At 66.5% G+C, this 21,442-nt stretch carries 24 protein-coding genes; 6 read left to right on the forward strand and 18 right to left on the reverse strand.

The genetic code is table 11. The annotated features are described in order from the left end of the window. Positions 1-12 precede the first annotated feature (12 nt). Positions 13-975, reverse strand: coding sequence for a LysR substrate-binding domain-containing protein (locus tag AC3QLZ_RS17005; RefSeq protein ID WP_014237102.1), 963 nt, complete (start codon positions 973-975; stop codon positions 13-15). Positions 976-1,121: 146 nt separating this feature from the next. On the opposite strand from AC3QLZ_RS17005, the gene AC3QLZ_RS17010 reads away from it, so the two are divergent. Next, complete coding sequence (locus AC3QLZ_RS17010; protein WP_014237103.1) at positions 1,122-1,478, forward strand: DUF2917 domain-containing protein; 357 nt, start codon at positions 1,122-1,124, stop codon at positions 1,476-1,478. Between the two features lie 65 nt (positions 1,479-1,543). Then, positions 1,544-2,491, forward strand: coding sequence for an alpha/beta hydrolase family protein (locus AC3QLZ_RS17015; protein ID WP_014237104.1), 948 nt, complete (start codon positions 1,544-1,546; stop codon positions 2,489-2,491). Between the two features lie 4 nt (positions 2,492-2,495). On the opposite strand, the gene AC3QLZ_RS17020 is transcribed toward AC3QLZ_RS17015, so the two are convergent. The 6 genes from AC3QLZ_RS17020 to AC3QLZ_RS17045 form a co-directional block, all read right to left on the reverse strand. Beyond that, complete coding sequence (locus tag AC3QLZ_RS17020; protein ID WP_014237105.1) at positions 2,496-2,729, reverse strand: FmdB family zinc ribbon protein; 234 nt, start codon at positions 2,727-2,729, stop codon at positions 2,496-2,498. A gap of 227 nt (positions 2,730-2,956) precedes the next feature. Beyond that, positions 2,957-4,243: an O-acetylhomoserine aminocarboxypropyltransferase/cysteine synthase family protein gene (locus AC3QLZ_RS17025; protein WP_014237106.1), complete on the reverse strand. Its 1,287-nt coding sequence runs from the start codon at positions 4,241-4,243 to the stop codon at positions 2,957-2,959. Between the two features lie 26 nt (positions 4,244-4,269). After that, complete coding sequence (locus AC3QLZ_RS17030) at positions 4,270-4,728, reverse strand: CoA-binding protein (RefSeq protein ID WP_014237107.1); 459 nt, start codon at positions 4,726-4,728, stop codon at positions 4,270-4,272. Between the two features lie 60 nt (positions 4,729-4,788). Next, positions 4,789-5,574, reverse strand: coding sequence for an enoyl-CoA hydratase (locus tag AC3QLZ_RS17035; RefSeq protein WP_014237108.1), 786 nt, complete (start codon positions 5,572-5,574; stop codon positions 4,789-4,791). Between the two features lie 20 nt (positions 5,575-5,594). Further along, entirely contained in the window at positions 5,595-6,773 is a 1,179-nt protein-coding gene (locus AC3QLZ_RS17040; RefSeq protein WP_014237109.1) for a trans-sulfuration enzyme family protein, read from the reverse strand. A 173-nt stretch (positions 6,774-6,946) separates the two neighbouring features. Further along, positions 6,947-8,452, reverse strand: a complete 1,506-nt coding sequence (locus AC3QLZ_RS17045) for a pyridoxal-phosphate dependent enzyme (protein ID WP_014237110.1) — start codon at positions 8,450-8,452, stop codon at positions 6,947-6,949. Positions 8,453-8,714: 262 nt separating this feature from the next. Here AC3QLZ_RS17045 and AC3QLZ_RS17050 point away from each other — a divergent pair, with 262 nt between their 5' ends. Both AC3QLZ_RS17050 and AC3QLZ_RS17055 read left to right on the forward strand, forming a co-directional pair. Continuing rightward, positions 8,715-9,488, forward strand: coding sequence for a rhodanese-like domain-containing protein (locus tag AC3QLZ_RS17050; protein WP_014237111.1), 774 nt, complete (start codon positions 8,715-8,717; stop codon positions 9,486-9,488). Positions 9,489-9,638: 150 nt separating this feature from the next. Then, positions 9,639-9,956 (forward strand): DUF2325 domain-containing protein, encoded by a 318-nt coding sequence (locus AC3QLZ_RS17055; protein WP_014237112.1) that lies wholly within the window; start codon positions 9,639-9,641, stop codon positions 9,954-9,956. Between the two features lie 40 nt (positions 9,957-9,996). Here AC3QLZ_RS17055 and AC3QLZ_RS17060 read toward each other — a convergent pair whose 3' ends face one another. Further along, positions 9,997-11,676, reverse strand: coding sequence for a two-component system response regulator (locus AC3QLZ_RS17060; RefSeq protein WP_014237113.1), 1,680 nt, complete (start codon positions 11,674-11,676; stop codon positions 9,997-9,999). Between the two features lie 180 nt (positions 11,677-11,856). On the opposite strand from AC3QLZ_RS17060, the gene chrA reads away from it, so the two are divergent. Further along, on the forward strand, positions 11,857-13,227 hold the full coding sequence (gene chrA / locus AC3QLZ_RS17065; RefSeq protein WP_043799143.1) for a chromate efflux transporter: 1,371 nt from the start codon (positions 11,857-11,859) through the stop codon (positions 13,225-13,227). A 64-nt stretch (positions 13,228-13,291) separates the two neighbouring features. Here the strand turns inward: chrA and AC3QLZ_RS17070 are convergent, their stop codons facing one another. The 3 genes from AC3QLZ_RS17070 to AC3QLZ_RS17080 form a co-directional block, all read right to left on the reverse strand. Next, complete coding sequence (locus AC3QLZ_RS17070) at positions 13,292-14,974, reverse strand: ABC-F family ATP-binding cassette domain-containing protein (protein WP_492783280.1); 1,683 nt, start codon at positions 14,972-14,974, stop codon at positions 13,292-13,294. A gap of 93 nt (positions 14,975-15,067) precedes the next feature. Continuing rightward, positions 15,068-16,771, reverse strand: coding sequence for an ABC transporter ATP-binding protein/permease (locus AC3QLZ_RS17075; protein ID WP_014237116.1), 1,704 nt, complete (start codon positions 16,769-16,771; stop codon positions 15,068-15,070). 59 nt (positions 16,772-16,830) lie between these two features. Continuing rightward, positions 16,831-17,205, reverse strand: coding sequence for a hypothetical protein (locus AC3QLZ_RS17080; RefSeq protein WP_014237117.1), 375 nt, complete (start codon positions 17,203-17,205; stop codon positions 16,831-16,833). Between the two features lie 270 nt (positions 17,206-17,475). Here AC3QLZ_RS17080 and AC3QLZ_RS17085 point away from each other — a divergent pair, with 270 nt between their 5' ends. Beyond that, positions 17,476-17,646: a hypothetical protein gene (locus AC3QLZ_RS17085; RefSeq protein ID WP_014237118.1), complete on the forward strand. Its 171-nt coding sequence runs from the start codon at positions 17,476-17,478 to the stop codon at positions 17,644-17,646. Here AC3QLZ_RS17085 and AC3QLZ_RS17090 read toward each other — a convergent pair. From AC3QLZ_RS17090 to AC3QLZ_RS17120, 7 genes are all read right to left on the reverse strand, one after another. Then, complete coding sequence (locus AC3QLZ_RS17090; protein ID WP_014237119.1) at positions 17,643-17,840, reverse strand: hypothetical protein; 198 nt, start codon at positions 17,838-17,840, stop codon at positions 17,643-17,645. The genes AC3QLZ_RS17085 and AC3QLZ_RS17090 overlap by 4 nt on opposite strands. Positions 17,841-17,977: 137 nt before the next feature. Continuing rightward, entirely contained in the window at positions 17,978-18,358 is a 381-nt protein-coding gene (locus tag AC3QLZ_RS17095) for a YajD family HNH nuclease (protein WP_014237120.1), read from the reverse strand. A gap of 16 nt (positions 18,359-18,374) precedes the next feature. Then, positions 18,375-18,743 (reverse strand): HdeA/HdeB family chaperone, encoded by a 369-nt coding sequence (locus tag AC3QLZ_RS17100; protein WP_014237121.1) that lies wholly within the window; start codon positions 18,741-18,743, stop codon positions 18,375-18,377. A gap of 194 nt (positions 18,744-18,937) precedes the next feature. Then, positions 18,938-19,741 carry a methyltransferase domain-containing protein gene (locus AC3QLZ_RS17105; RefSeq protein ID WP_014237122.1) on the reverse strand — a complete coding sequence of 268 codons (804 nt, stop codon included), beginning with the start codon at positions 19,739-19,741 and terminating at the stop codon, positions 18,938-18,940. A 303-nt stretch (positions 19,742-20,044) separates the two neighbouring features. Further along, a complete protein-coding gene (locus AC3QLZ_RS17110) occupies positions 20,045-20,314 on the reverse strand; it encodes a hypothetical protein (RefSeq protein WP_043798045.1) in 270 nt (89 codons plus the stop codon). A gap of 101 nt (positions 20,315-20,415) precedes the next feature. Further along, positions 20,416-20,970, reverse strand: coding sequence for an HNH endonuclease (locus AC3QLZ_RS17115; protein WP_014237123.1), 555 nt, complete (start codon positions 20,968-20,970; stop codon positions 20,416-20,418). Continuing rightward, positions 20,951-21,097, reverse strand: coding sequence for a hypothetical protein (locus AC3QLZ_RS17120; RefSeq protein ID WP_162097134.1), 147 nt, complete (start codon positions 21,095-21,097; stop codon positions 20,951-20,953). Before AC3QLZ_RS17120 ends, AC3QLZ_RS17115 begins: the two co-directional genes overlap by 20 nt. Between the last annotated feature and the right edge of the window lie 345 nt (positions 21,098-21,442).

Raw genomic sequence — 21,442 nt, forward strand, 5'->3', positions numbered from 1 at the left:
AGGAACGGGCGGTCAGTTGCCGGAAGGCGACTGACTGCCCGTTTGCGCATTGGCAGTACCGTCGCCTTTGCCGAGTTCAATCAGCCACTCGGCAAAGGCATCCACCTCCGGGCGCTTGGACGAGGGGCTGCGCAGCAGGTAGTAGGCGCGTCGGCCCGGGGTGGGTTGGGGCGGGGCCAGGGGGATCAGGCGGCCGGCTTCCAGGTGGTCCCGGATCAGGGGCAGACGGCCCAGGGCTGCGCCCTGGCCGGCCAGGGCGGCGTAGATGCACTGGTCGTAGTGGTTGAACTGCAACAGGGCCTTGGCGGCGGGCGGGGGCGGGGCCAGTTGGCTGAGCCAGCCTTCCCAGCGCAGCCAGGGATAGTCCCGGCCGTCCTCGAAGGAGAGCAGGGTGAGGTGGGGCAGGTTGGCGGCGGAAAGCCGGGGGCCGTCCGGCAGGCTCGCAGCCAGGGGTGGCGCCACGACGGGGGCCAGGGTTTCGTCGAAGAGCTTGAGACTGCCGACGGGGGCCGCTTCCGGGGTGCCGTAGCGCAGGGCCACGTCCACTTCCTCCGCCTCCAGATCCACCGCCCGGTTGTCGGCGGAGACCCGGATGCCGATATCAGGATGGCGGGCCTGGAAGCCTGAAAGCCGGGGCACCAGCCACAGGGCGGCGACGCCGATGGAGGCGGAGACGGTGACCCGGGGTTGGCGTCGGGATGCGGTGATGTCCTCCACCGTGCTGCCCAGGCGGGCCAGCACTTCGCTGGCGGTGCGGAACAGGCGTTCGCCTTCCGGCGTCAGGTGCAGGGCCCGGGTGCTGCGCTGGAACAGGGCCACGCCCAGTTGTTCCTCCAGGGTCTGGACCTGGCGGCTGATGGCCGACTGGCTCAGGTGCAGTTCCTCCCCCGCCTTGGTGAAGGAGAGGTGGCGGGCGGCGGCGACGAAACCCTTGAGGGGGTCCAGGGACGGCAGGCGGTGCAGGGGCAGGCTCATGGCGGGGTTGAATAGTTATGCGCTTATTGCATTAATTGAATGCAGATTTCCCGTTTGTGTGTTGTGCATTGGCTTCCCATACTTAATTCATGGCGTGGCTGTACTGATATGGTCATATCAAAAGCGCATGAATGGAGGATAGGAAAATGGAAGCGATCCGGCAAGGCCAGGCAGCGGGCCAGACAACGCAGTGGCTGCATCTGGAACTGGAACGGCGGGAAATGCTGGTGCTGGCCGATGCCCGGGGCCAGACCCTGGAGTGCCGCAGTGGCGAGCTGTGGCTGACGGAGGCAGGGGGCGGCGATACCGTGCTCCGGCCCGGCGAAGCCCACGTGGTGGCCGGCAACGGCTGTCTGGTGGTTTCGGCCTGCCAGGATGCCCGCTTTGTCCTCGGCGGTGGGGGGCACGATCCGGCCACGGTTTCCCTGCAGCCGGTGCGGGGCTTTCTCGCCAGCCTGCTGCCCCACGAGCTGTCCGGCCTGGGCGGCCGCGGCCTGGCCTGAGGCCGGGAATCAAAAGACCCACCGTCTGTCCCATTCTCCAACCAGACCTACCGTCGAGTGTTCTTATGGATCGTTTCACGCCGCCGCCCCCGACCGTCAGCGCCAGCCCCTTGAGCCTCACCGCTGCCGACGGCTATCTCCTGGCCGCCCACCATTGGCAGCCTGAGGGCGTGCCCCGGGCGGTGGTGGTGATCAACCCGGCCACCGCAGTGAAGGCGGCCTACTACCACCGCTACGCCCGCTTCCTGGCGGAAAACGGCTATGCGGTGCTGACCTACGATTACCGGGGTATCGGCGATTCCCGCCAGGGCAGCCTGCGCCGCTGGCGTCACGTCTCCAAGCTGGACTGGGGCCGCTACGACTGCGAGGCGGCCCTGGCCTGGGCGCGGCAGACCTATCCCGATTTGCCCCTGCATCTGGTGGCCCACAGCATCGGCGGCCTGCTGCTGGGCCTGGCCCCCTCCGGAGCAGCGGTGCAGCGGGCCTTCACCGTGGGCAGCCAGTACGCCTACTGGCCCGACTACGGCCCGGGCAAGCCCCTCATGTGGCTGCGCTGGCATGTGCTGATGCCGCTGCTGACCGCCGTGCTCGGCTACTTCCCGGCCCGGCGCCTGGGCTGGCACGAGGACCTGCCCGCCGCAGCCGCCTACGAATGGGCCTTCCGCCCGGCCTCCCTGGAGAAGTCCTATCGACGCCATGTGCGGGGCGGGGCCGATCCCCTGGCCCATTTCGACGGCTTCCGCGGGGAGATGCTGGCGGTGAGCATTACGGACGACCCTTTCGGCACCCCGGCGGCCATCCGCCGCCTGCTGGGCTACTACCGGGGCGCCCGGCGCCATCATGTGCACCTGTCGCCGGCCGCGGCGGGGGTGGAAGCCATCGGCCACTTCGCCTGGTTCCACGAACGTTTCCGCCCCACCCTGTGGCAGGACTCCCTGGCCTGGCTTGAGGACGGCAGCCTGACCCGCCCACCCCGGGAGACCCTGGCGCCCGAAACTGGTGCCGGTGCTTAGGGAATCAGCCGATCTTGGGGCGCTCCTTGGCCGAGTAGTTGCTGAAGTGCCCCTCCTTGGCCGCCTGGGCCCGGCCGGCGGCCACCAGGCCGGCGGTCTTGCCCTGGGGGGCGGGCAGGGAGACCAGTTTTTCCAGCTGCCCGCTGCCGCATTTCGGGCAGGCCGGCACGGTGCTGGCCCGCACCAGCAGTTCAAAGGTGTGCTGGCAGGCCTGGCACTGGTAGTCGTAGAGGGGCATGGGGCACTCCTGTCGCAATGACGACAATCGAAGGGGAATGCCCGAGAAATGCAAGAAGGGTGCCGGGGAAAAGCATTGGCCACAGAGGGCACAGAGATCACAGAGGGAGAACGTCCCCCCAGTCAATGGCCTTCGGTCAGCGATACAAGCAACTTCTTCCCGGGGACGTTGCACCCCCGGGGTTCACAACTCTGTGCCCTCTGTGTCCTCTGTGGCCATGCAGTTTTTCAGGTTGTCGCCTTGGCCAACGCCTGGTCGATGTCCCAGAGGATGTCGTCCAGGGTCTCCAGGCCCACGGAGAGACGGATCAGGTCCGGCGGCACGCCGGCGGCGGTCTGCTGTTCCGGGGTCATCTGGCGGTGGGTGGTGGAGGCCGGGTGGATCACCAGGGTCTTGGCGTCGCCGATATTGGCCAGGTGGGAAAGGAATTCCACGCTGTCGATGAACTCCTGCCCGGCGGCCGCCCCGCCCTTGATGCCGAAAGTGAGCACGGCGCCGGCGCCCTTGGGCAGGTATTTTTGCGCCAGATCATGGTACTTGCTGGAGGGCAGGCCCGGGTAATTGACCCATTCCACCTGGGGGTGGGCTTCCAGATGCCGGGCGATGGCCAGGGCGTTGCTGCAATGGCGATCCATGCGCAGGGAGAGGGTTTCCACCCCTTGCAGCAGCAGGAAGGCATTGAAGGGTGAGAGGGCCGGGCCGAAGGTGCGCAGGCCTTCCATGCGGCACTTGGCGGTGAAACCGAAGTTGCCGAAAGTCTCGTAGAACTTGACGCCGTGGTAGCCCGGGCTGGGCTCGGTCATGGTGGCGAACTTGCCGTTGTCCCAGGGGAACTTGCCCGATTCGACGATGATGCCCCCCAGGGTGGTGCCGTGGCCGCCGATGAACTTGGTGGCCGAGTGCACCACGATGGCGGCGCCCCATTCGAAGGGCCGGCACAGGTAGGGGCTGGCGAAGGTGTTGTCCACGAAGAGGGGCAGGCCGGCGGCGTTGGCGATCCTGGCCACGGCCTCGATGTCCAGCACGTTGAGGCCCGGGTTGCCCATGGTCTCGGCGTAGATCACCTTGGTCCTGGGGGTGATGGCCTTGGCGAAATTCTCCGGATCGTCGCTGTCCACAAAAATGGTGTTGATGCCCAGCTTGCGGAAGTTCACGTCCAGCTGGGTGTGGGTGCCGCCGTAGAGGGTGCGGGCGGCGACGATCTCGTCCCCGGCCTCGCACAGGTTGAGCAGGGCCACCATCTGGGCGGCCATGCCGGAGGCTACTGCGACCGCGGCCTTGCCCCCTTCCAGGGCGGCGATGCGCTCTTCCAGCACGGCCACGGTGGGGTTGGAGAGGCGGGAATAGACGTTGCCGAAGGTCTGCAGGTTGAACAGGCTGGCGGCGTGCTCAGGCGAATCGAAGACGTAGGCGGCGGTCTGGTAGATGGGCGTGGCCCGGCTGCCGGTGGCGGCGTCGGGCACCTGCCCGGCGTGGAGGGAAAGGGTGTCGAACCCGAACTGGTGGTCGGCCATGGTGTGCTTTCGGGAAATCGGACGGATCAGGTGGGTCTACGGGAGGAGACGATGCCCGTATTCACGCCCATGAAATTGAGGCCGCCGAAGAGGCGGGCGTATTCGATCTTGACGCAGCGGTCCTCGACCACCGTGAGGCCGGCGGCTTCGGCGATGTGGCGGGCTTCCTCATTGATTACGCCCAACTGCATCCAGAAGACCTTGGCGCCGATGGCCACCGCTTCCCGGGCGATGGGCACGCAGTCTTCCGGCTTGCGGAAGACGTCCACGATATCCACCTTCTCGGGAATGGATTTCAAGTCCGGGTAGCACTTCTCCCCCAGGATCTCCGGGTACTTGGGATTCACCGGGATGATGCGGTAGCCCCGTTCCTGCATGTACTTGGCGGCGAAGTAGCTGGGGCGGTTCCAGTCGGCGGAGAGGCCGACCACGGCGATGGTGCGGTTTTCTTTCAGGACCTGGCGCAGGGTGGCAAGTTCGCTCATGCAAGTGTTCCGTGTGAGGGGTGGGGCGGGCGGCCCCGGGTTCCCCTCGGGTCTGCCGCGTTAGCCGTGGCACCAGGTGGGGTGGCGCTTGTCGATGAAGGCATCGATGCCTTCCCGGGCGTCCCTGGCCTGGAGATTGTGCACCATCACCCCCTTGGCGTAGGCGTAGGCCTCGTCCAGGGGCAGCTCGGCCTGGCGGTAGTAGGCGGCTTTGCCCACGGCCAGGGTGTGGCGCGACTTGCTGGCGATTTTAACCGCCAATGCTTCCACCGCGACATCCAGTTGTTCCCCGGACACGTGCTCGTTGATAAGGCCGAAACGCAGGGCCGTGGGGGCGTCGATGAGGTCGCCGGTGAGCAGCATCTGCAGGGCGTGCTTGTGGGAGATATTGCGCGACAAAGCCACCATGGGAGTGGAGCAGAAGAGGCCGATATTGACGCCGGGCGTGGCGAAGCGGGCGTCGTCCGTGGCGATGGCCAGGTCGGCGCTGGCCACCAGCTGGGCCCCGGCGGCGGTGGCGATGCCATGCACCCGGGCGATCACCGGCTGGGGCAGGCTGACGATGCGCTGCATGAGCCGGGCGCAGGCCTCGAAAAGGTCTTCGGCATAGCGTTCGCCGTAATCGGCCCCGCGCATTTCCTTCAGGTCGTGGCCGGCGCAGAAGGCCGGGCCGTTGCCGGCCAGGATCACCACGCCGATAGACGGGTCCGCGGCGATGCGGTCGAACTCGGCCTGCAGGGCGGCGATCATGGGCCGGGAAAGGGCGTTGCGGGCGGCGGGGCGGTTGAGGGTGAGGCGGGCGATGCCGTCCTTGTCCTGCCGCAGTACCAGGGCTTCTTCGCTCATGTGCTGTTCTCCTTTTGTTATTACTTGAGGGCCTGTTCCAGATCGGCCAGCAGGTCTTCCACGTCTTCCACGCCGACGGAAAGGCGTACCAGGCCGTCGTCGATGCCGATGCGGCGGCGCTGCTCAGGGGGGACCGAAGCGTGGGTCATCAGGGCCGGCAGTTCGATCAGGCTTTCCACCCCGCCCAGGCTTTCGGCCAGGACGAAGATTTTGGTGTTTTCCAGCAGCTTCTTCGCCGCCGGCAGGCCGCCCTTGACCACGGCGGAGACCATGCCGCCGAAGCCGCGCATCTGGCGCTTGGCCAGTTCATGCTGGGGGTGGCTTGCCAGGCCGGGGTAATGGACCTTCTCGATGGCCGGATGCTGTTCCAGCCAGCGGGCGATGGCCTCGGCGTTGGCGCAGTGGCGTTCCATGCGCAGGGCCAGGGTCTTCAAACCGCGCAGGGCGAGGAAAGCGTCGAAAGGCCCCAGCACTGCGCCGGCGGCGTTCTGCAGGAAGGCCAGGCGTTCCGCCAGATCCGCTCGGGCAGTGACGGCCACGCCGGCGATCACGTCGGAATGGCCGTTCAAGTACTTGGTGGCCGAATGCACCACGATGTCGAAGCCGTGTTCCAGGGGCCGCTGGATCCAGGGGCTGGCGAAGGTGTTGTCGGCCACGGTGAGGAGGCCCCGGTCCTTGCCGATGGCGGCCACCAGGTCCAGATCCACCAGCTTCAAGAGCGGATTGCTCGGGGTTTCCACCCACAGCAGCTTGGTTTCCGGGGTGATGGCAGCCTCGATGCTCTCCCTGGAGGAGAAGTCGGCATAGGTCACCTTGAGGTCGGCGGAATTGCTGCGCACCCGGTTGAAGAGGCGCACCGAGCCGCCGTAGAGGTCGTCGGAGGCCACCACATGGCTGCCGGCGGGCAGCAGTTCCAGCACCGTGGCGCTGGCGGCCAGGCCCGAGGCGAAGGCAAAGCCTGTGGCGGTGGCGAAGGCGCCCCCTTCCAGGTCGGCGATGCAGCGTTCCAGGGCCAGGCGGGTGGGGTTGGCGCTGCGGGCGTAGTCGAAGGTGGCCCCGGCGTACTGCTTCGGCTCGTTGAGGGCCGGCTGGACGTAGGTGGAGGTGGCGTAGATGGGGATGGAGACGGCGCCGGTGGTGGGGTCCGGCTCCTGGCCGGCATGGATGGCGCGGGTGGCAAAACCTTGTTTGTGGGTCATGGGGAGCTCGAAAAAAATCTAAAAACGGAGCCACAGAGGACACAGAGAGCACAGAGGGGAAAACCATCGGCGCCAGAAATGCCGGGGGCGCTTTTCCTGCACCCCGGCAAGCTAACGGTCCTTTGGGTTTTACTCTGTGTTCTCTGTGCCCTCTGTGGCAAAAGATTGAGGTCTTAGCTCTTCAGCTTGCGCCGCAGGTGGTTGAGCAGGTCGATGCGGGTCACCAGGCCGAGGAAGCGGTCGCCGTCCACCACGATGGGCACCAGGCCCTGGTCGAAGAGGGGCAGCAGGTCGCTGATGGGGGCCGTGGGGGGCAGGGTGGTGAGGCGGCTGGTCATGAATTTCTTCACCGGCTGGCGGAAGTTGGCCTCGTCCTTGGTGATGGCCAGCAGCAGGTCCGATTCGTCGATGAGGCCGACGATCCGGCCTTCGTCATTGGTCACCGGCAGCTGGGAGACGTCGTAGAGCTTGAAGCGGCCGTAGGCGGTGAGCACCGTATCCGTCGGCGCCACGGTGACCACGGCGCCCTCGTCGGCGCGGCGGCCGATGATGTCCCGCAGGTCGCCCCGCACGTCCTTGGGCAGGAAGCCCTGGTCCGCCATCCAGAAGTCGTTGTACATCTTGGAGAGATAGCGGTTGCCATGGTCGCAGACGAAGGTGACCACGTGCTCCGGCTTGGTGCGGGTGCGGCAGTAGCGCAGGGCCGCGGCCAGCAGGGTGCCGGTGGAGGAGCCGCCCATGATGCCTTCCTTGCGCAGCAGTTCCCGGGCGGCGGCGAAGCTCTCGGCGTCGGGCACGGTGTAGGCCTCGCGCACCCCGGTGAGGTCGCAGATGGGGGGGATGAAATCCTCGCCGATGCCTTCCACCAGCCAGGAGCCGGCCTCCTTGATGTAGCCGTGGGCCACGTAGTCGGCCAGCACGGAGCCGGCCGGATCGGCCAGCACCATCTTCACCCGGGGCGATTTCTGGCGGAAGAAGCGGGTCAGGCCGGTGAGGGTGCCGCCGCTGCCGACGCCGCAGACCACGGCGTCGATGCGGCCCTTCAGCTGGGACCACAGTTCCGGCCCGGTGCCGGTCTCGTGGGCCTTGGGATTGTTGGGGTTGCCGAACTGGTTCACATACCAGGCGCCGGGAATCTCGCTGGCCAGGCGCTGGGCCATGTCCTGGTAGTACTCGGGATGGCCGACGCCCACGTCGGAGCGGGTCATCACCACCCGGGCCCCCAGGGCCTTCAGGGCGAAGATCTTTTCCTGGCTCATCTTGTCCGGCACCACCAGCACCACCTTGTAACCGCGCTGGGCACCCACCAGGGTGAGGGCCAGACCGGTGTTGCCGGCGGTGGCCTCCACCAGGGTGGAGCCGGGCTTGATCAGGCCTTCCTTCTCGGCGGCGTCGATCATGGAACGGGCCACCCGGTCCTTGATGGAGCCGCCCGGATTCTGGCTTTCCAGCTTGAGGAAGAGACGGCAGGGGCCGGTGTCGAAGTGGGTCACTTCCACCAGGGGGGTGGCCCCGATCAGGTCCAGGCTGGAGCGGGGCAGGGTGGCGGAAGGAGCGAGGGTGGCGGCGGTATCGGTCATGGAATCTCGGTTCGGCTGGAAGACGAAGGGGGCCGGCGGGGACAGGTGGAGATTGGGGCCGGCCCGGGAAGGGGCGCCGTGGCCGGTTGCGGCAGTCATGGCGCTCCTGGGATGTCGCCCACTGTAATTCCAAGCCGATTTTTACAAAAAGAATAAAAGCGAATGATTTGATATCTGTTGGTTATATCGATTTTGCCCCTGGCGGCATCATCGGCCCCTTTTTCGGCTCTCCCGGGGATGGCGCCAGGGCCAGCATTGACAGGGTTTTCGCCCTTTCGGGAATAAGGGAATAAAAAAATGGAACTTCAGTGCATGAAGAGCCCTGGCTAGAGTGCAGCCATTCCCACGCCATGAGGTTGTCATGCCCCTGTATCTGGTCCAAGGCCATCCCGCCGCTGCGCGTTGCGTCGACCTGGGCGAGCGGCTGGCCCGCATCCACCGGGGCCGGCCCGGCGCCCTGCTCGATCTCCGGGCCGACATGGCCGTCCCCAGGCTGGAGGCGCTGATCGAGGCCCAGGACGGCATCGACGCCCGGGCCGTGCTGGCCCTGGGCAGCCTGGCCAGCTACGGCGTGCATGAACTGCCATCCGGCCCGGGAAGCGGGCCCGGTGCCCAGGTCTTGCCGGGGCCGCCCGCCGGGGCGGCGAACACGGTATCCATGCAAGGAGGGAAAAATGGAGAGGAAAGCACCATGGAAGACGAACTGATCCTGGCCCGGGCCCATGCCCGGGGAGTGGCGGAACGGCTGGCCTACGCCGGCGCTCTGACGCCGGAAGAGGCCTGGCTGCTGCTCAAGCTGCGTTCCGATGCCTGCCTGGTGGACGTGCGCAGCGAGGCCGAGCGGGAACTGGTGGGCGCCATTCCCGGGGCCCGGGAGGTGGAATTCATGCGCTATCCGGACTGGGAGGAGAACCCGGACTTCGTCGCCCAGGTGCGCCGGGAGGTGGCGACGCAGGCGCTGGTGCTGCTCATCTGCCGCTCCGGCCAGCGTTCCCACCGGGCGGCGGAACTGCTGCGGCAGGCGGGCTACCGGCAGGTGTACAACGTGCTGGAAGGCTTCGAAGGGGCGAAGGACGCCCAGGGGCGGCGCATCCTCAACGGCTGGCGGCAGCGGGGCCTGCCCTGGCAGCAGTGAGTTTTGTTATTCCGTAAAGAAATAAAAACATCAACAATAAGTATTGGATGGTCTATTTGCGAAAAGGCAATCTGCTTTTGCCGCAACGGCATTCTTAATGCCCAGGGGCCTTCCTTCTCGAGGGCCGGCGGATCAGGATAGGAGATCGCAATGTCACTGCTCATCGTCGGCGCCGACAACGTGCGCACCATCGAAAACGAAGTGGCCCGCCTGGCGCCGGCCCTGCTCGATGCCCCCACCGAGCACTGGAGCGGGCGCAAGGCCGGCGATTCGCGCCGGGTCATTCCCTCCCGCACCCGGCTGGTGGTGGTGGTCTGCGCCCGGGTGAACCACGAACTGCTGCGCCACGTGCGCCGCCAGGCGGAGAAGAGCGACGTGCCCCTGATCTACTGCCGCCATTCGGCCCTGGAGATGCGGGAGAAGCTGGCCGAGTTCATCGGTCGCCAGCCGGCTGCGGCGTGGCAGTGAGCCGCTCGTCTCCTTGCAGCTGTCGTCTGTCCCGAGGCTTTCAGCCTCCCGGCGCCAGGCCCTCGTCGTAGATGCGGTAGCCGTTGCGCCCGGCCTGCTTGGCGGCGTACATGGCCAGGTCCGCATGTTTCATCAGGGTCTGGCTGTCGCTGCCGTGGGCGGGGAAGAGGGCGATGCCGACGCTGGCGGTGATGACGTCCACCCGGATGCGGGCCTGGCCCAGCTCATAGGGTGCCGCCAGGCTGGCGATGATGGTTTCAGCCGCCCGGATGACCCCTGCCGGCGCTCCCACCTCGGCCAGCACCACGATGAATTCGTCGCCCCCCTGGCGCGCCACGGTGTCGCCCTGGCGCACGCAGCGGGTGAGGCGCCGGGCGGCGGCGCTGAGCAGCTCGTCGCCCACTTCGTGGCCATGCACGTCATTGACCTGCTTGAAATGGTCCAGGTCGAGGAACAGCACGCCCACCTGCTGCTGGTGGCGCCGGGCCCGCAGCAGGGCCTGTTCCAGCCGGTCCTGCAGCAGGCGCCGATTGGGCAGGCCGGTGAGGGCGTCGAAATAGGCCAGCTGGCGGATCTTCTCCTGGTCCCGGCGGCGTTCGCTGATGTCCTCCACCTGGACGTCGAAGCACTGGGCCACACCTTGGGTGCTGCGCAGCACGGCGGCCGTCAGCTCCACCCACACCGGGCTGCCGTCGCTGCGCAGGTAGCGCTTCTCCGCCTGCCACACCGGCATTTCGCCCTGGCGCAGGCGGCGCCACATGGCCAGGTCGGCGGCCAGGTCCTCGTCCGGGGTCAGGTCCTCGAAACTGAGGCGCTCCAGGGCTTCCCGGGAGTAGCCGAGAATCTGGCAGAGGGCCTGGTTCACCTTGCCCAGGCGGCCGTCCAGATTGACGATGGCCATGCCCACCGGGGCGAATTCCATGAAATCCCGAAAGCGCTTTTCGCTTTCGAGGAGGGCGATTTCCCTTCCCTTGCGTTCGGTGATGTCGGCGCACAGGCCCACCACCTGGACCAGCCGCCGGTTGCCGTCGCACACCGGCGACAGGGTCAGGGCGGCGGGGAAGACCTGGCCGTCCCGGCGCTGCAGCCACAGTTCGCCGCGCCAGTGGCCGCCATCGGCCAGTTCCTGCATGAACTCCGGCGTCGGCCGTCCCGGCTGGGGCAGCAGCAGGCAGTGGTGGTCCTGGCCGACGATGTCGGCCTCGCTGTAGCCGGTGATGGCGCAGAAGGCGCCATTGACCGTTTCGAAGCGTCCCTCCCGGTCGAGGATGAAAATGCCTTCGCTGGTGTTCTCGAAAATCTGGGAAAACTGGGCGCCGCGGCGCACCAGGGCGTGATGGGCGAAGGCCTGGGCGGTGACCGCCCGCAGTTCCTCTCCGTCCCAGGGCTTGTTGAGGAATTTGTAGATGTTGCCCTGGTTGATGGCGGCGATGACGGCACCGATGTCGGCATAGCCGGAAAGGACCATGCGCACGGCGTCGGGGCGCAGGGCCCGGGCCTGGGCCAGGAATTCGACGCCGCTCATGCCGGGCATGCGGTAGTCGGAGAGGATGACCTGGACGTCGCGGTCGGCCAGTACCGCCAGGGCCTCCTCGCCGCTGGTGGCGGTCAGCACCTCATAGGGGGCGCTGCGGAATTCCCGCTTGAGGGCGTTGAGCAGGGCCGGTTCGTCGTCCACCAGCAGCAGGGTGCGGAATCCGGGGGGAGGGGCGAGGGTCATACCGACAGGGCTCCGAAGGGATGCCAATGGATTGTACGTCGCCAGCCTCCCGGCGGCCCATGTTGGCGTGGCTTCCCCCATGGGCTGCGGCTCCTGGGCCGGTACGCGGCAGCGGATTAAATAGTATCGTCACGGCAGTGCCGTAACCTTGACCCACGTTCCTTGCCCATGACCGAACCCATGTCCGCCCCACCCGCAACAAGCCAGCCTGCCGAGGGCGCCGCTCCTCCTGCCGTCTCCCCGGGCCAGGCCTTCCGCTACTGGCTGAAGCTGGGCTGCATCAGCTTCGGCGGGCCGGCGGGGCAGATCGCCATCATGCATAGCGATCTGGTGGAGAAGAAACGCTGGATTTCCGAGCGGCGCTTTCTCCACGCCCTCAACTACTGCATGGTGCTGCCCGGTCCCGAGGCCCAGCAGCTGGCCACCTACATCGGCTGGATGATGCATCGCACCGTGGGCGGCCTCATGGCCGGCGGGCTGTTCGTGTTGCCTTCCCTGCTGCTGCTGATCGGCCTGGCCTGGGTGTACCTGGCCTTCGGCCAGGTGCCGGCGGTGGCCGGGGTGCTTTACGGCATCAAGCCGGCGGTGACGGCCATCGTCGCACTGGCCGCCTGGCGCATCGGTTCCCGGGTGCTGCGTAACCGGGCCCTGGTGGCCATCGCCGCCGCCGCCTTCCTCGCCATCTTCGCCCTGGGGCTGCCGTTCCCCGCCATCGTCCTGGGGGCCGGCCTGCTGGGGGCTCTGGGCGGGCGTTGGCGGCCGGCCTGGTTCCAGGCCGGGGGCGGCCACGGGGTCACACAGAAGCATTTCGGGCCGGCCCTCATCGACGACGAGACGCCGCCGCCGGCCCATGCCCGTTTCACCTGGGGCCGCTTTGCCCGGGTCCTGCTGCTGGGCCTGGGCCTGTGGGCCGGAGCCATGGCGGTGCTGGCGGGGCTGTTCGGTTGGGCCGGCGCCTTGAGCCAGATGGGCTGGTTCTTCACCAAGGCGGCCCTGCTCACTTTCGGCGGCGCCTATGCAGTGCTGCCCTATGTCTTCCAGGGCGCGGTGGAGCATTACCAGTGGCTGTCCCCGGCCCAGATGATCGACGCCCTGGCCCTGGGGGAAACCACGCCCGGGCCCCTGATCATGGTGGTGACCTTCGTCGGCTTCGTCGGCGGCTGGAACCAGGCCCTGTTCGGCGCCGACCATCTCTTCCTGGCCGGGGCCGTGGCGGCCCTGGCGGTGACCTTCTTCACCTTCCTGCCGTCTTTCGTCTTCATCCAGCTGGGCGGGCCCTTGGTGGAATCCACCCACGGCCAGTTGAAATTCACCGCCCCCCTCACCGGCATCACGGCGGCGGTGGTGGGGGTGATCCTCAACCTGGCGCTGTTCTTTGCCTGGCATGTGTTGTGGCCGGCGGGCTGGGGCGGGGCCTTCGAGTGGCCGGCCCTGGTGCTGGGCCTGGGGGCGGGGCTGGCCCTGTTCCGCTACCAGCTGGGGGTGATCCCGGTGATCCTGGGCTGCGGCGCCGCGGGCCTGCTGCTGGCCTGGATACCGCCGCTGCTGTAGTGGGGTGCTGAAACGAAAACGCCACCTTTGCGGTGGCGTTTTTTGTTTGGGACCGGAGGGCTTCTCAGGCTTCCACCTGCCGGCGCGAGGCGCTGGCCGCCTCCCGGGCGCGGCGGGCTTCGTCCAGCAGGTAGCGCTGGTAGTCGTCCAGATCGCCGTCGTAGGGACCCACGGCGCCGTCGGCCACCAGCCAGAACTCGTCGCACACCGAGCGCAGCAGGGCCCGGTCGTGGCTGACCAGCATCACCGTGCCTTCGAACTCGTTCAGAGCCACGCTGAGGGCCTCCCGGGTGGAGAGGTCCAGGTGGTTGGTGGGTTCGTCCAGCAGCAAGAGGTTGGGGCGCTGCCAGACGATCATGCACAGCACCAGGCGGGCCTTCTCGCCGCCGCTCATGGTGCCCACCGGCTGCTTGACCATGTCGCCGCTGAAGTTGAAGGTGCCGAGGAAGTTGCGCAGGTCCTGTTCCTTGCCCGCCACGTAGCCGCTGCGGCCGGCGGCGATGACTTCCTTGGCCAGGCGGATCATGTGTTCCAGGGGCGTGTCCTCAGGCCGCAGCACGTCCAGTTCCTGCTGGGCGAAGTAGCCGATGTTGAGGCCCTTGCCCTCGGTCAGGTCGCCGGCGATGGGCGCCAGGTCCCGGGCGATGGTCTTGACCAGGGTGGACTTGCCCTGGCCGTTGGCCCCCAGGATGCCGATGCGCTGGCCCGCATGCACCGAGCGGTTGATGCCGCGCACGATGACCGTGGGCGGCGTGCCGGGCGCCGCATCCTCCGCCGGCGGGTAGCCGATATCGGCGCCGAGCAGGGAGAGCATGGGGTTGGGCAGGTTGAGGGGCTCTTTGAATTCGAAGGTGAATTCGGCGTCGGCCAGCACCGGGGCGATCTTCTCCATGCGCTCCAGGGCCTTGACCCGGCTCTGGGCCTGCTTGGCCTTGCTGGCCTTGGCCTTGAAGCGGTCGATGAACTTCTGCAGGTGGGCGATCTTTTCCTGCTGCTTGGCCAGGGTGGCCTGTTGCAGCAGCATCTGCTCGGCCCGCATGTCCTCGAAGGTGCTGTAGTTGCCGCCGTAGCGCACCAGCTTGGCGTTGTCGATGTGCAGGGTGACGTTGGTGATGGCGTCGAGGAATTCCCGGTCGTGGCTGATCATCACCAGGGTGCCGGTGTAGCGCTTGAGCCAGGCTTCGAGCCAGACCAGGGCGTCCAGATCCAGGTGGTTGGTGGGCTCGTCCAGCAGCAAGAGGTCGGAAGGACACATCAGGGCCCGGGCCAGCTGCAGGCGCATGCGCCAGCCGCCGGAGAAGCTGTTCACCGGCTGGGAGAGTTCATCGACGTGGAAGCCGAGGCCCAGGATCAGGGCCTGGGCCCGGGCCGGAGCATCGTGGGCGCCGGCGTCGTAGAGGGCGGTATAGGCATGGGCCATGCGCATGCCGTCGTCGCTGGCCTCGGCGGCGGCCACCTCCTGCTGGGCGGCCAGCAGCACGGTGTCGCCCTCGATGACGAAGTCGGTGGCGCTCTGCTCGGTCTCCGACATGTCCTGGGCCACCTGGGCCATGCGCCACTGGCTGGGGATGGAAACGTCGCCACCGTCTTCGTGCAGGTTGCCGTTGAGCAGGGCGAAGAGGGAGGACTTGCCGGCGCCGTTGCGCCCCACCAGGCCGACCTTTTCGCCGGGGTTGATGGTGACGGAAGCGCGGTCCAGCACCACCTTGGTACCGCGGCGCAGGACGATGTTCTTGAGGGTGATCATGGGGAAAGCCAGCCAGAGGGTCGGCCATGATAGCCACTTGGGCCGCCCGCACCAAGGAAAATCGGGGCGGCGGGCTGTTCCCCGCGCCCGGCCTCACTGCATGAAGCGATAACTCTCAGCCCGGTGGCGTTGCCACTGGCCGTTGCCGGTGAGTTCCAGCACCTGGCGGTGGTATTTGAGGATGGTGGTGCGGTGGCCGACGCTGATCAGGGTGGTATCGGTGGTGGCCAGGGTGCGGTAGAGGCTTTCCTCGTTGGCGATGTCCAGGGCGCTGGTGGCCTCGTCCAGCATGGCGTAGCGGGGCTTGCTCAGGAGCACCCGGGCGAAGGCCAGGCGCTGCTGTTCGCCGACGGAGAGGACCTTGCCCCAGTCCCGCTCCACATGCAGGCCACCGACCCGGCCGGCCAGGTCGGGCAGGTTCACCCGCTCCAGCAGGTGCAGCAGTTCGGCGTCGCTGATGTGCTGTTCCCGCTTGGGGTAGAGCAGCTGGCTGCGCAGGGTGCCGAGCAGCATGTAGGGCTGCTGGGGCAGGAACAGGATGTCCTCGCTGGGCGGGCAGGTGATGCTGCCGCTGCCGACCGACCACAGGCCGGCGATGGCTCGTAGCAGGGAGCTCTTGCCGCTGCCGCTTTCGCCGACGATGAGCAGCCCTTCCCCCGGGGTGATCTGGAGGGACAGGTCCCGCACCAGCACCCGTCCGTCGTCGGGCGTCTGCAGGGTGACCCGCTCTAGGGACAGGCGCGGCTCCTCCAGCAGTTCAATGTGGCCGGCGCTGCGGTGCTGCTCCGGCAGCTGGCCGGACATGATGCGGGCGAAGGCGTCCAGCCGGTCCACCCCGGCGGCGAAGCGGCTCAGGCCCTCGAAGTTCTCCACGATCACGGAAATGGCCCCGAGCACGGCGGCAAAGGCGCCGGCGGCCTGGATGGCGCGGCCCACCTCCAGTTCCCCCGACAGCACCCGGGAGGAAATGATGGCGGCGGGCAGCACCATGGTGAGCAGGGTGTAGGCGTACTGGAAGAGGTTGAGGCTGAGCTGCTTGCGGATCAGCTTGTTGAAGTTGTTGAAGGCCTTGGCGAAGCGCTGCTTCACCTGGTGGGCTTCCTGGGCCTCGCCCCGGTAGAAGGCGATGGACTCGGCATTTTCCCGCACCCGCACCAGGCTGAAGCGGAAATCCGCCTCCTTGCGCAGCTGGTGGAAATTGAGGCCGATGAGGGGCTTGCCGAAGACGAAGATGGTGATGAGGGTGCCGGCCAGCGCATAGACCACCAGGAAATACACCAGGTCCCGGGAGATGGACCACAGCACGTGGCTGAAGGCCGCCAGCTGCAGCACGGCGCCGATGAAGATGAGGAGGAAGAAGAGGGAGCGCTGGGTGAAGGTGTTGATGTCTTCGGCGATGCGCTGGTCCGGGTTGTCGATGGCCGTCTCGGCGTTGAGCTCGTAGAAGTGCCGGTGGCTGAAATAGTTGTCGAGGAAGCGGTGGGTCAGCCAGCGCCGCCAGTGCAGGCCCAGCTTGTCGCGCACGTAGTAGTAGAAGCCGTAGATGGGCACGGCCACCGCCAGCAGGACCAGGCAGAGCTGGATTGCATCCCAGAAGCGGGGCTCGTCCCGGGCCGCCAGGGCCGAGGTGAATTCCCCGGTCTGCTCGTTGAAGAGCACGGCGAAGCGGGTCTGACCCAGGAGCAGCAGCACCAGCAGCACCAGCAGTCCCCAGGCCTTCCATTTCTCCTCGCTGCGCCAGTAGGGCGCGGCAATGCCGGTGAAGCGTTGCCACAGGTGTCGGTCGACGGATTTCATGGTTGTTCTTGTCGTTGCGGGCGAAGCGCCCGGGGGCTGGCCCCGGGCAGGGGGGCGGCTCAGGGCGCCGGTTCGCTGTCGAGCAGGCGCTCACATTCGGCCATGAGGGTCTGGGCCATGTCGGAATGATAGTTCGGATCGAGGGACTCGAGCATTTCATGGGCCGTGTACAGGCCCGCCTCCCGGGACAGGGAGGCGGCGATGTCCCGGGCCAGGCGGTCGCTGAGGCCGGCCAGATGGCGGCGCTCAGCCAGGGCCATGGTCTGCTTGGAGCGGGCCAGCCAGTCGGCGGCCAGGGTGGCGCCCTGGGCCTCGGTGAGCCACTGGCCGTGTTCGTAATAGAGGGACAGGCGTTCGGCCGCCAGGGCGAAGATGAGGGCGGCCCGCAGGCCGCGTTCCGAGGTGAAGGTCTGCGGGGTGTTCTCCCAGGCCATGGGCGGGGCTCCGTGTTGAGTGCAGGGCGGAACATAGCACTCCCGGGCCCGGCGGCCCAGCGCCCTGTGGAGAAGGCCGTCCCTATTGGCTTCCGTGGCAGCTGCCAGGCCCGGCGGACGGCCCTTGCAGCGGCCTCGTCCCGGGCGCGGGGAAGCCGAATATCCGACTACTGTACATTTATACAGTAGTCGGATATTCTTGCATCCAAGGACGGCATTTCGAACCGTACCGAACCTTGCAATCCATCCGACATCGAGGAGCCAGTCGCCATGAACCGCCTTCAGAAATGGTTTGAACACATCGCCGGCGTCACCCAGGAAGAACGGGAGCGCCGGGCTTTCGCCCAGGCCCTGTTCGGCAGCAAGCCGGTGGATACGCTGGCCTTGCAGACGCCCGCCTGCTGGCGGCGCAAGGCCCGCCACAGCGGCATCCGCCGCTAGGCCCGGGGGCCGCTCTTGGCCAGGAAGTACTGGCACTCCAGGCCCGAAGCGTCCTGCACTTCAAGAATGGGCGGGCGCCGGCTCTTGAAGTCCAGGGCCCGGCAGCCGTAGGGAAAGCTCACGTCGTGGGTGATGTAGTAGTGGGCGCAGCGGGTGCACAGGGGCGCCTGGGGGCGTGCCGGTCGGGAATCCATGCAACGGGTGTCTGGCTGGTGAAGGAAGAGGGCCGGTCCCAGAGGCCGGCGCGATCAGGAAAGTCCTGGGGAAAAGCGGGGCGGCCGGGCCGGTGCGGACCTGGGCCCCGGCTGTCACTGTTGATGCCGCAGCGGGCCTAGTCCGAACCTTCGCCCTTGCCCAGGAGGGCCTTCAGGTTGGCGAAGGGGGAATGGCTGGCGCCGCCGCCAAAGCCGTTGGTGGCCCGGTTGCCCTGGTCGAACTCGATCTGCTTCTGGTGTTCGTTGTCGTGGCAGTAGAGGCACAGCAACTCCCAGTTGCTGCCGTCCACGGGATTATTGTCGTGGTTGTGGTCCCGGTGGTGCACCGTCAGCTCCCGCAGGTTGCTGTGGGTGAACTCCCGGCCGCAGCGGCCGCAGATCCACGGATAAATCTTCAGGGCCCGTTCCCGGTAGCCCTTTTCCCGTTCGTCCCGGGCCTGGCGGGCTGCCAGTACCACCTGGTCCAGGCGTTGGTGGTCGATGCTCTTCTTGCTCATGGACAGGCTCCGCCGATTATTTGGTGAGGATCGCGTTGCGGCCGGAGAACTGGTCGGAAAGGCGCAGGATGGCGTCGCCGAAATCCCCCGTGGGCTTTTCGCTGCAATAGCGATTGACGTAGTTCTCGATGGTGCCGCTGGAAATGGCGGAAACCTGCTGGCTCTGCCGGGCGTAGTTGTGGCCGGTGAGGACGCCGCGCATCCAGGCCAGGTAGAGGGCCCGCTGCTCCGCCTCGTCCCGGGAGCGGACCCAGGCCTGGCAGCTCATGTCGTCGAAACCGAGCACCTTCAGCGGCGCCGCTGCCGCCGGCGCCACCGGGGCGGCGAGACAGGCGAGGGACAGCAGGACAAGGGCCAGACGGGCGGGGTGTTTCCGGGGCGGCATGCCAGACTCCAGGTGAAGGTCGCAGCCGCCATTCTAGGGCTTTCCCCCCGGCGGCCACCATGCCCCGACCATAACCGCTGATGCGGCCCCTGGGCAAATCCCTGACGTGGCGGCCGCGACGCAGCGTGGCGCCGGTGGCCGACGTCTATGCCGTCACCGGCATCGACGCCCGCCAGGGCAGGGGCGCCCGGCGGCTAGAGGCGCTCGGCGATGAGGCTGGTGTAGCCGATGTGGCCGAAGAACTGATGGGCCTCCGCCCGGCGCCGGGCTTCGGCCTTGAGGGCCTCCGCCAGGGGGCGGCCGATGCGGCCTTCTTCCGCCAAGGCATCGGCGCCCCGGTCCACCACCGTGTAGAGATAGCTGGGAGCGCTGCTCTCGGTGTAGCCGTGGCTGTGGAAGGCATCCACCCGGAAGCCGGCTTGACGCGCCAGCAGGGGCGTGCGGCGGGCGATCCAGCTGTCGTCGATGAAATGCTCGCGGAAGGCGTGGGCGCAGATTTCCAGGGGGTCCAGGTCGCCGGTGCCGAAGGTGGTGGAGGCGTAATCGCCGTCGAACACCGCCAGGCGGCCGCCGGGACGCAGCACCCGGTGGGCCTCCTGCAGCGCGTCCAGGGGCTGGGAGAGGTGGCACAGGGTGGTGTGGAAGATGACCACGTCGAAGTGGCCGTCGGCAAAGGGCAGGCCGTGGGCGCCGCCTTCGCGGAAGGAAAGGTGGGGCAGGTGGGCGCCCAGTTCCCGGGCCTTGGCGAGGAAGATGGGGGAAGGGTCCAGGCCCACCACTTCCACCACCCCGGGCCAGGCGGCCAGACGGCGGGCGACGGCGCCGGTGCCGCAGCCCACTTCCAGGACCCGGGCGTCGGCAGGGAAGGGAATCTCCGCCAGATAGGTTTCCAGCATGCGTCTCTGCTGGGGTTCGGCGGCACGGATTTCCAGCACCTCGGCGATGCGGGCGGTAACCTCGGCGGCAGCCTCGGTGATGGTGTTGTAGATGTCGGGCATGGTCGGCTCACGGTGATCGTTGTGCCGGCCACTGTAGGGCCCGCCCGGCCCCGGGCGGAAATAGCCGTTTTGTCTTTTCTTATGCGCCGCGCCGGGCATGCCCACGAATGCAGCCATTCCGGTGCATCGGGAGGCATCTACCCAGTGGACTTCCAGCCTTGCCACTCAGTGACTCGAGGGCAGCCCGCGGGCTCTTAGCCGGGTCATCGGTTGCCGTGGTGTGCCCAATGAAAAATGGCCGGTTCTGCTTGCAGACCGGCCATTGCTTTACGGCGGCTTCCGATCCAGAGCGGTAATTGCCTGCTAGAGATAGCCGACAACTTTTGCAATGGCGAGGAGTGCGATCACTGCAACAGCTACAAGAAACCCTAGAGGTGAAGCAAACCGAGGGACGACCACGGCCATGAACTCTCGATTTTCGGGACTCAAAGCATCCCCGAATATGTCCTGTTCTTGCTGTATCAATTCCTTCTGAGATTGAATCGAAACGTACCGCCACATGGTTACGAGCACCCAAACGGCGATCACCGCAATGGCGATCAGGAGCAACAGGTCCGTGTCGATGCTAGCCATGCGACGCCCAAGGTAGAGCTAACCGGCGCTGCGTGGCTTTATCGCGCAGCGTCCAGCGACCAAAAGGAGCGAGGTTGAGCGCCGGGCGAGAAGCTGGTGATTCAAAGCGCATAAGTCACCTTGTTCTCTTTGACGATGACCTTGCCTGTTGATTGCAATTGCTGAAGCAATGAAGCCAACTCTGTTTTGGACACACCTTTGGGGTAAAGCGAGGCAATAGTGCTTGTAAGCGTCTTGAGGGTGCGCGGCTTGGAATTGCCGCGCTGTTTCAGATTGGCGACAACAAAAGCCAGCTTGTCATCTTTGGTTTTGACGACGGCTGCTACCTTGGGTGGAGTTTTAGGTTTTGCTTGAGGCGTGACGGCAGGCGGAGCCTTCGATGGAGTAGCAGTTTTGACAGAACCCGTACCGTTCGGGCACTTGAACTGCCCTTTTTGATTGAGAACAACCTGAAATTTCTCTTTGAGTGACATGCTGCCGAGCAGTGCGTTGACTGACTTGCAGCATGCGACGCAGTTTTCGTCGTTGTTGCTCCCACCGTTGGAACTGGCGAACAAGTGCTCAACGCTTGCCTCAGCCTTCGGCAACGGTTGCTTGCAGAAGAAGCACAGCCCTCCTTGGACAAACATCAAGCGGTCAAGTGGTTTTGTAGGCATAAGCTTCTAACGTGAAGTAGACGGCAAAACTGCCGTATAAGCCAGAAAACGCGGCAGCCTGGGGCGCTCCCCAATAGAGGCTTCCGCTAGATTGGCGGCAATATTTGTGGGGATCGATGGCGGTCATGCGCGGCATGCGTGACTGGTTCAATGTGGCGCTGATTTTGCCAGTCGGCCAGCCAAATGTCATGTCTCCAGTTTTTTGCGCACGGTTGCATCGGGACTATTCCCACCACATTCGTTCCTGGCGGAAAGCCGGTGCAACCCGAGCTTCGATAACCCCGGAGGAACAAGATGTCGGCCTGCTATGCCGGCAGGTGGCAATTTTGTATCGCCCCTGGGCGGCCGCTTTGATGGGAAGGCTATGGGGCCCGTCACCGCTCAGATAGGGCCGCTGAAATACAGAAGGGACGCCATTCCTGGCCCGGTGTGCCGGGAGAATGGCGTCCCTTCTTGTTTGTGGGGCAGTGGC

It is taken from the genome of Azospira sp. MPR-LB4 (assembly GCF_058809525.1).

What these genes read in the sequence shown, in the direction of transcription:
- AC3QLZ_RS17005 (WP_014237102.1), bottom strand. Translation starts at nt 975, where the DNA reads ATGAGCCTGCCCCTGCACCGCCTGCCGTCCCTGGACCCCCTCAAGGGT.
- AC3QLZ_RS17010 (WP_014237103.1), top strand. Translation starts at nt 1,122, where the DNA reads ATGGAAGCGATCCGGCAAGGCCAGGCAGCGGGCCAGACAACGCAGTGG.
- AC3QLZ_RS17015 (WP_014237104.1), top strand. Translation starts at nt 1,544, where the DNA reads ATGGATCGTTTCACGCCGCCGCCCCCGACCGTCAGCGCCAGCCCCTTG.
- AC3QLZ_RS17020 (WP_014237105.1), bottom strand. Translation starts at nt 2,729, where the DNA reads ATGCCCCTCTACGACTACCAGTGCCAGGCCTGCCAGCACACCTTTGAA.
- AC3QLZ_RS17025 (WP_014237106.1), bottom strand. Translation starts at nt 4,243, where the DNA reads ATGGCCGACCACCAGTTCGGGTTCGACACCCTTTCCCTCCACGCCGGG.
- AC3QLZ_RS17030 (WP_014237107.1), bottom strand. Translation starts at nt 4,728, where the DNA reads ATGAGCGAACTTGCCACCCTGCGCCAGGTCCTGAAAGAAAACCGCACC.
- AC3QLZ_RS17035 (WP_014237108.1), bottom strand. Translation starts at nt 5,574, where the DNA reads ATGAGCGAAGAAGCCCTGGTACTGCGGCAGGACAAGGACGGCATCGCC.
- AC3QLZ_RS17040 (WP_014237109.1), bottom strand. Translation starts at nt 6,773, where the DNA reads ATGACCCACAAACAAGGTTTTGCCACCCGCGCCATCCATGCCGGCCAG.
- AC3QLZ_RS17045 (WP_014237110.1), bottom strand. Translation starts at nt 8,452, where the DNA reads ATGACTGCCGCAACCGGCCACGGCGCCCCTTCCCGGGCCGGCCCCAAT.
- AC3QLZ_RS17050 (WP_014237111.1), top strand. Translation starts at nt 8,715, where the DNA reads ATGCCCCTGTATCTGGTCCAAGGCCATCCCGCCGCTGCGCGTTGCGTC.
- AC3QLZ_RS17055 (WP_014237112.1), top strand. Translation starts at nt 9,639, where the DNA reads ATGTCACTGCTCATCGTCGGCGCCGACAACGTGCGCACCATCGAAAAC.
- AC3QLZ_RS17060 (WP_014237113.1), bottom strand. Translation starts at nt 11,676, where the DNA reads ATGACCCTCGCCCCTCCCCCCGGATTCCGCACCCTGCTGCTGGTGGAC.
- chrA (WP_043799143.1), top strand. Translation starts at nt 11,857, where the DNA reads ATGTCCGCCCCACCCGCAACAAGCCAGCCTGCCGAGGGCGCCGCTCCT.
- AC3QLZ_RS17070 (WP_492783280.1), bottom strand. Translation starts at nt 14,974, where the DNA reads ATGATCACCCTCAAGAACATCGTCCTGCGCCGCGGTACCAAGGTGGTG.
- AC3QLZ_RS17075 (WP_014237116.1), bottom strand. Translation starts at nt 16,771, where the DNA reads ATGAAATCCGTCGACCGACACCTGTGGCAACGCTTCACCGGCATTGCC.
- AC3QLZ_RS17080 (WP_014237117.1), bottom strand. Translation starts at nt 17,205, where the DNA reads ATGGCCTGGGAGAACACCCCGCAGACCTTCACCTCGGAACGCGGCCTG.
- AC3QLZ_RS17085 (WP_014237118.1), top strand. Translation starts at nt 17,476, where the DNA reads ATGAACCGCCTTCAGAAATGGTTTGAACACATCGCCGGCGTCACCCAG.
- AC3QLZ_RS17090 (WP_014237119.1), bottom strand. Translation starts at nt 17,840, where the DNA reads ATGGATTCCCGACCGGCACGCCCCCAGGCGCCCCTGTGCACCCGCTGC.
- AC3QLZ_RS17095 (WP_014237120.1), bottom strand. Translation starts at nt 18,358, where the DNA reads ATGAGCAAGAAGAGCATCGACCACCAACGCCTGGACCAGGTGGTACTG.
- AC3QLZ_RS17100 (WP_014237121.1), bottom strand. Translation starts at nt 18,743, where the DNA reads ATGCCGCCCCGGAAACACCCCGCCCGTCTGGCCCTTGTCCTGCTGTCC.
- AC3QLZ_RS17105 (WP_014237122.1), bottom strand. Translation starts at nt 19,741, where the DNA reads ATGCCCGACATCTACAACACCATCACCGAGGCTGCCGCCGAGGTTACC.
- AC3QLZ_RS17110 (WP_043798045.1), bottom strand. Translation starts at nt 20,314, where the DNA reads ATGGCTAGCATCGACACGGACCTGTTGCTCCTGATCGCCATTGCGGTG.
- AC3QLZ_RS17115 (WP_014237123.1), bottom strand. Translation starts at nt 20,970, where the DNA reads ATGCCTACAAAACCACTTGACCGCTTGATGTTTGTCCAAGGAGGGCTG.
- AC3QLZ_RS17120 (WP_162097134.1), bottom strand. Translation starts at nt 21,097, where the DNA reads ATGACCGCCATCGATCCCCACAAATATTGCCGCCAATCTAGCGGAAGC.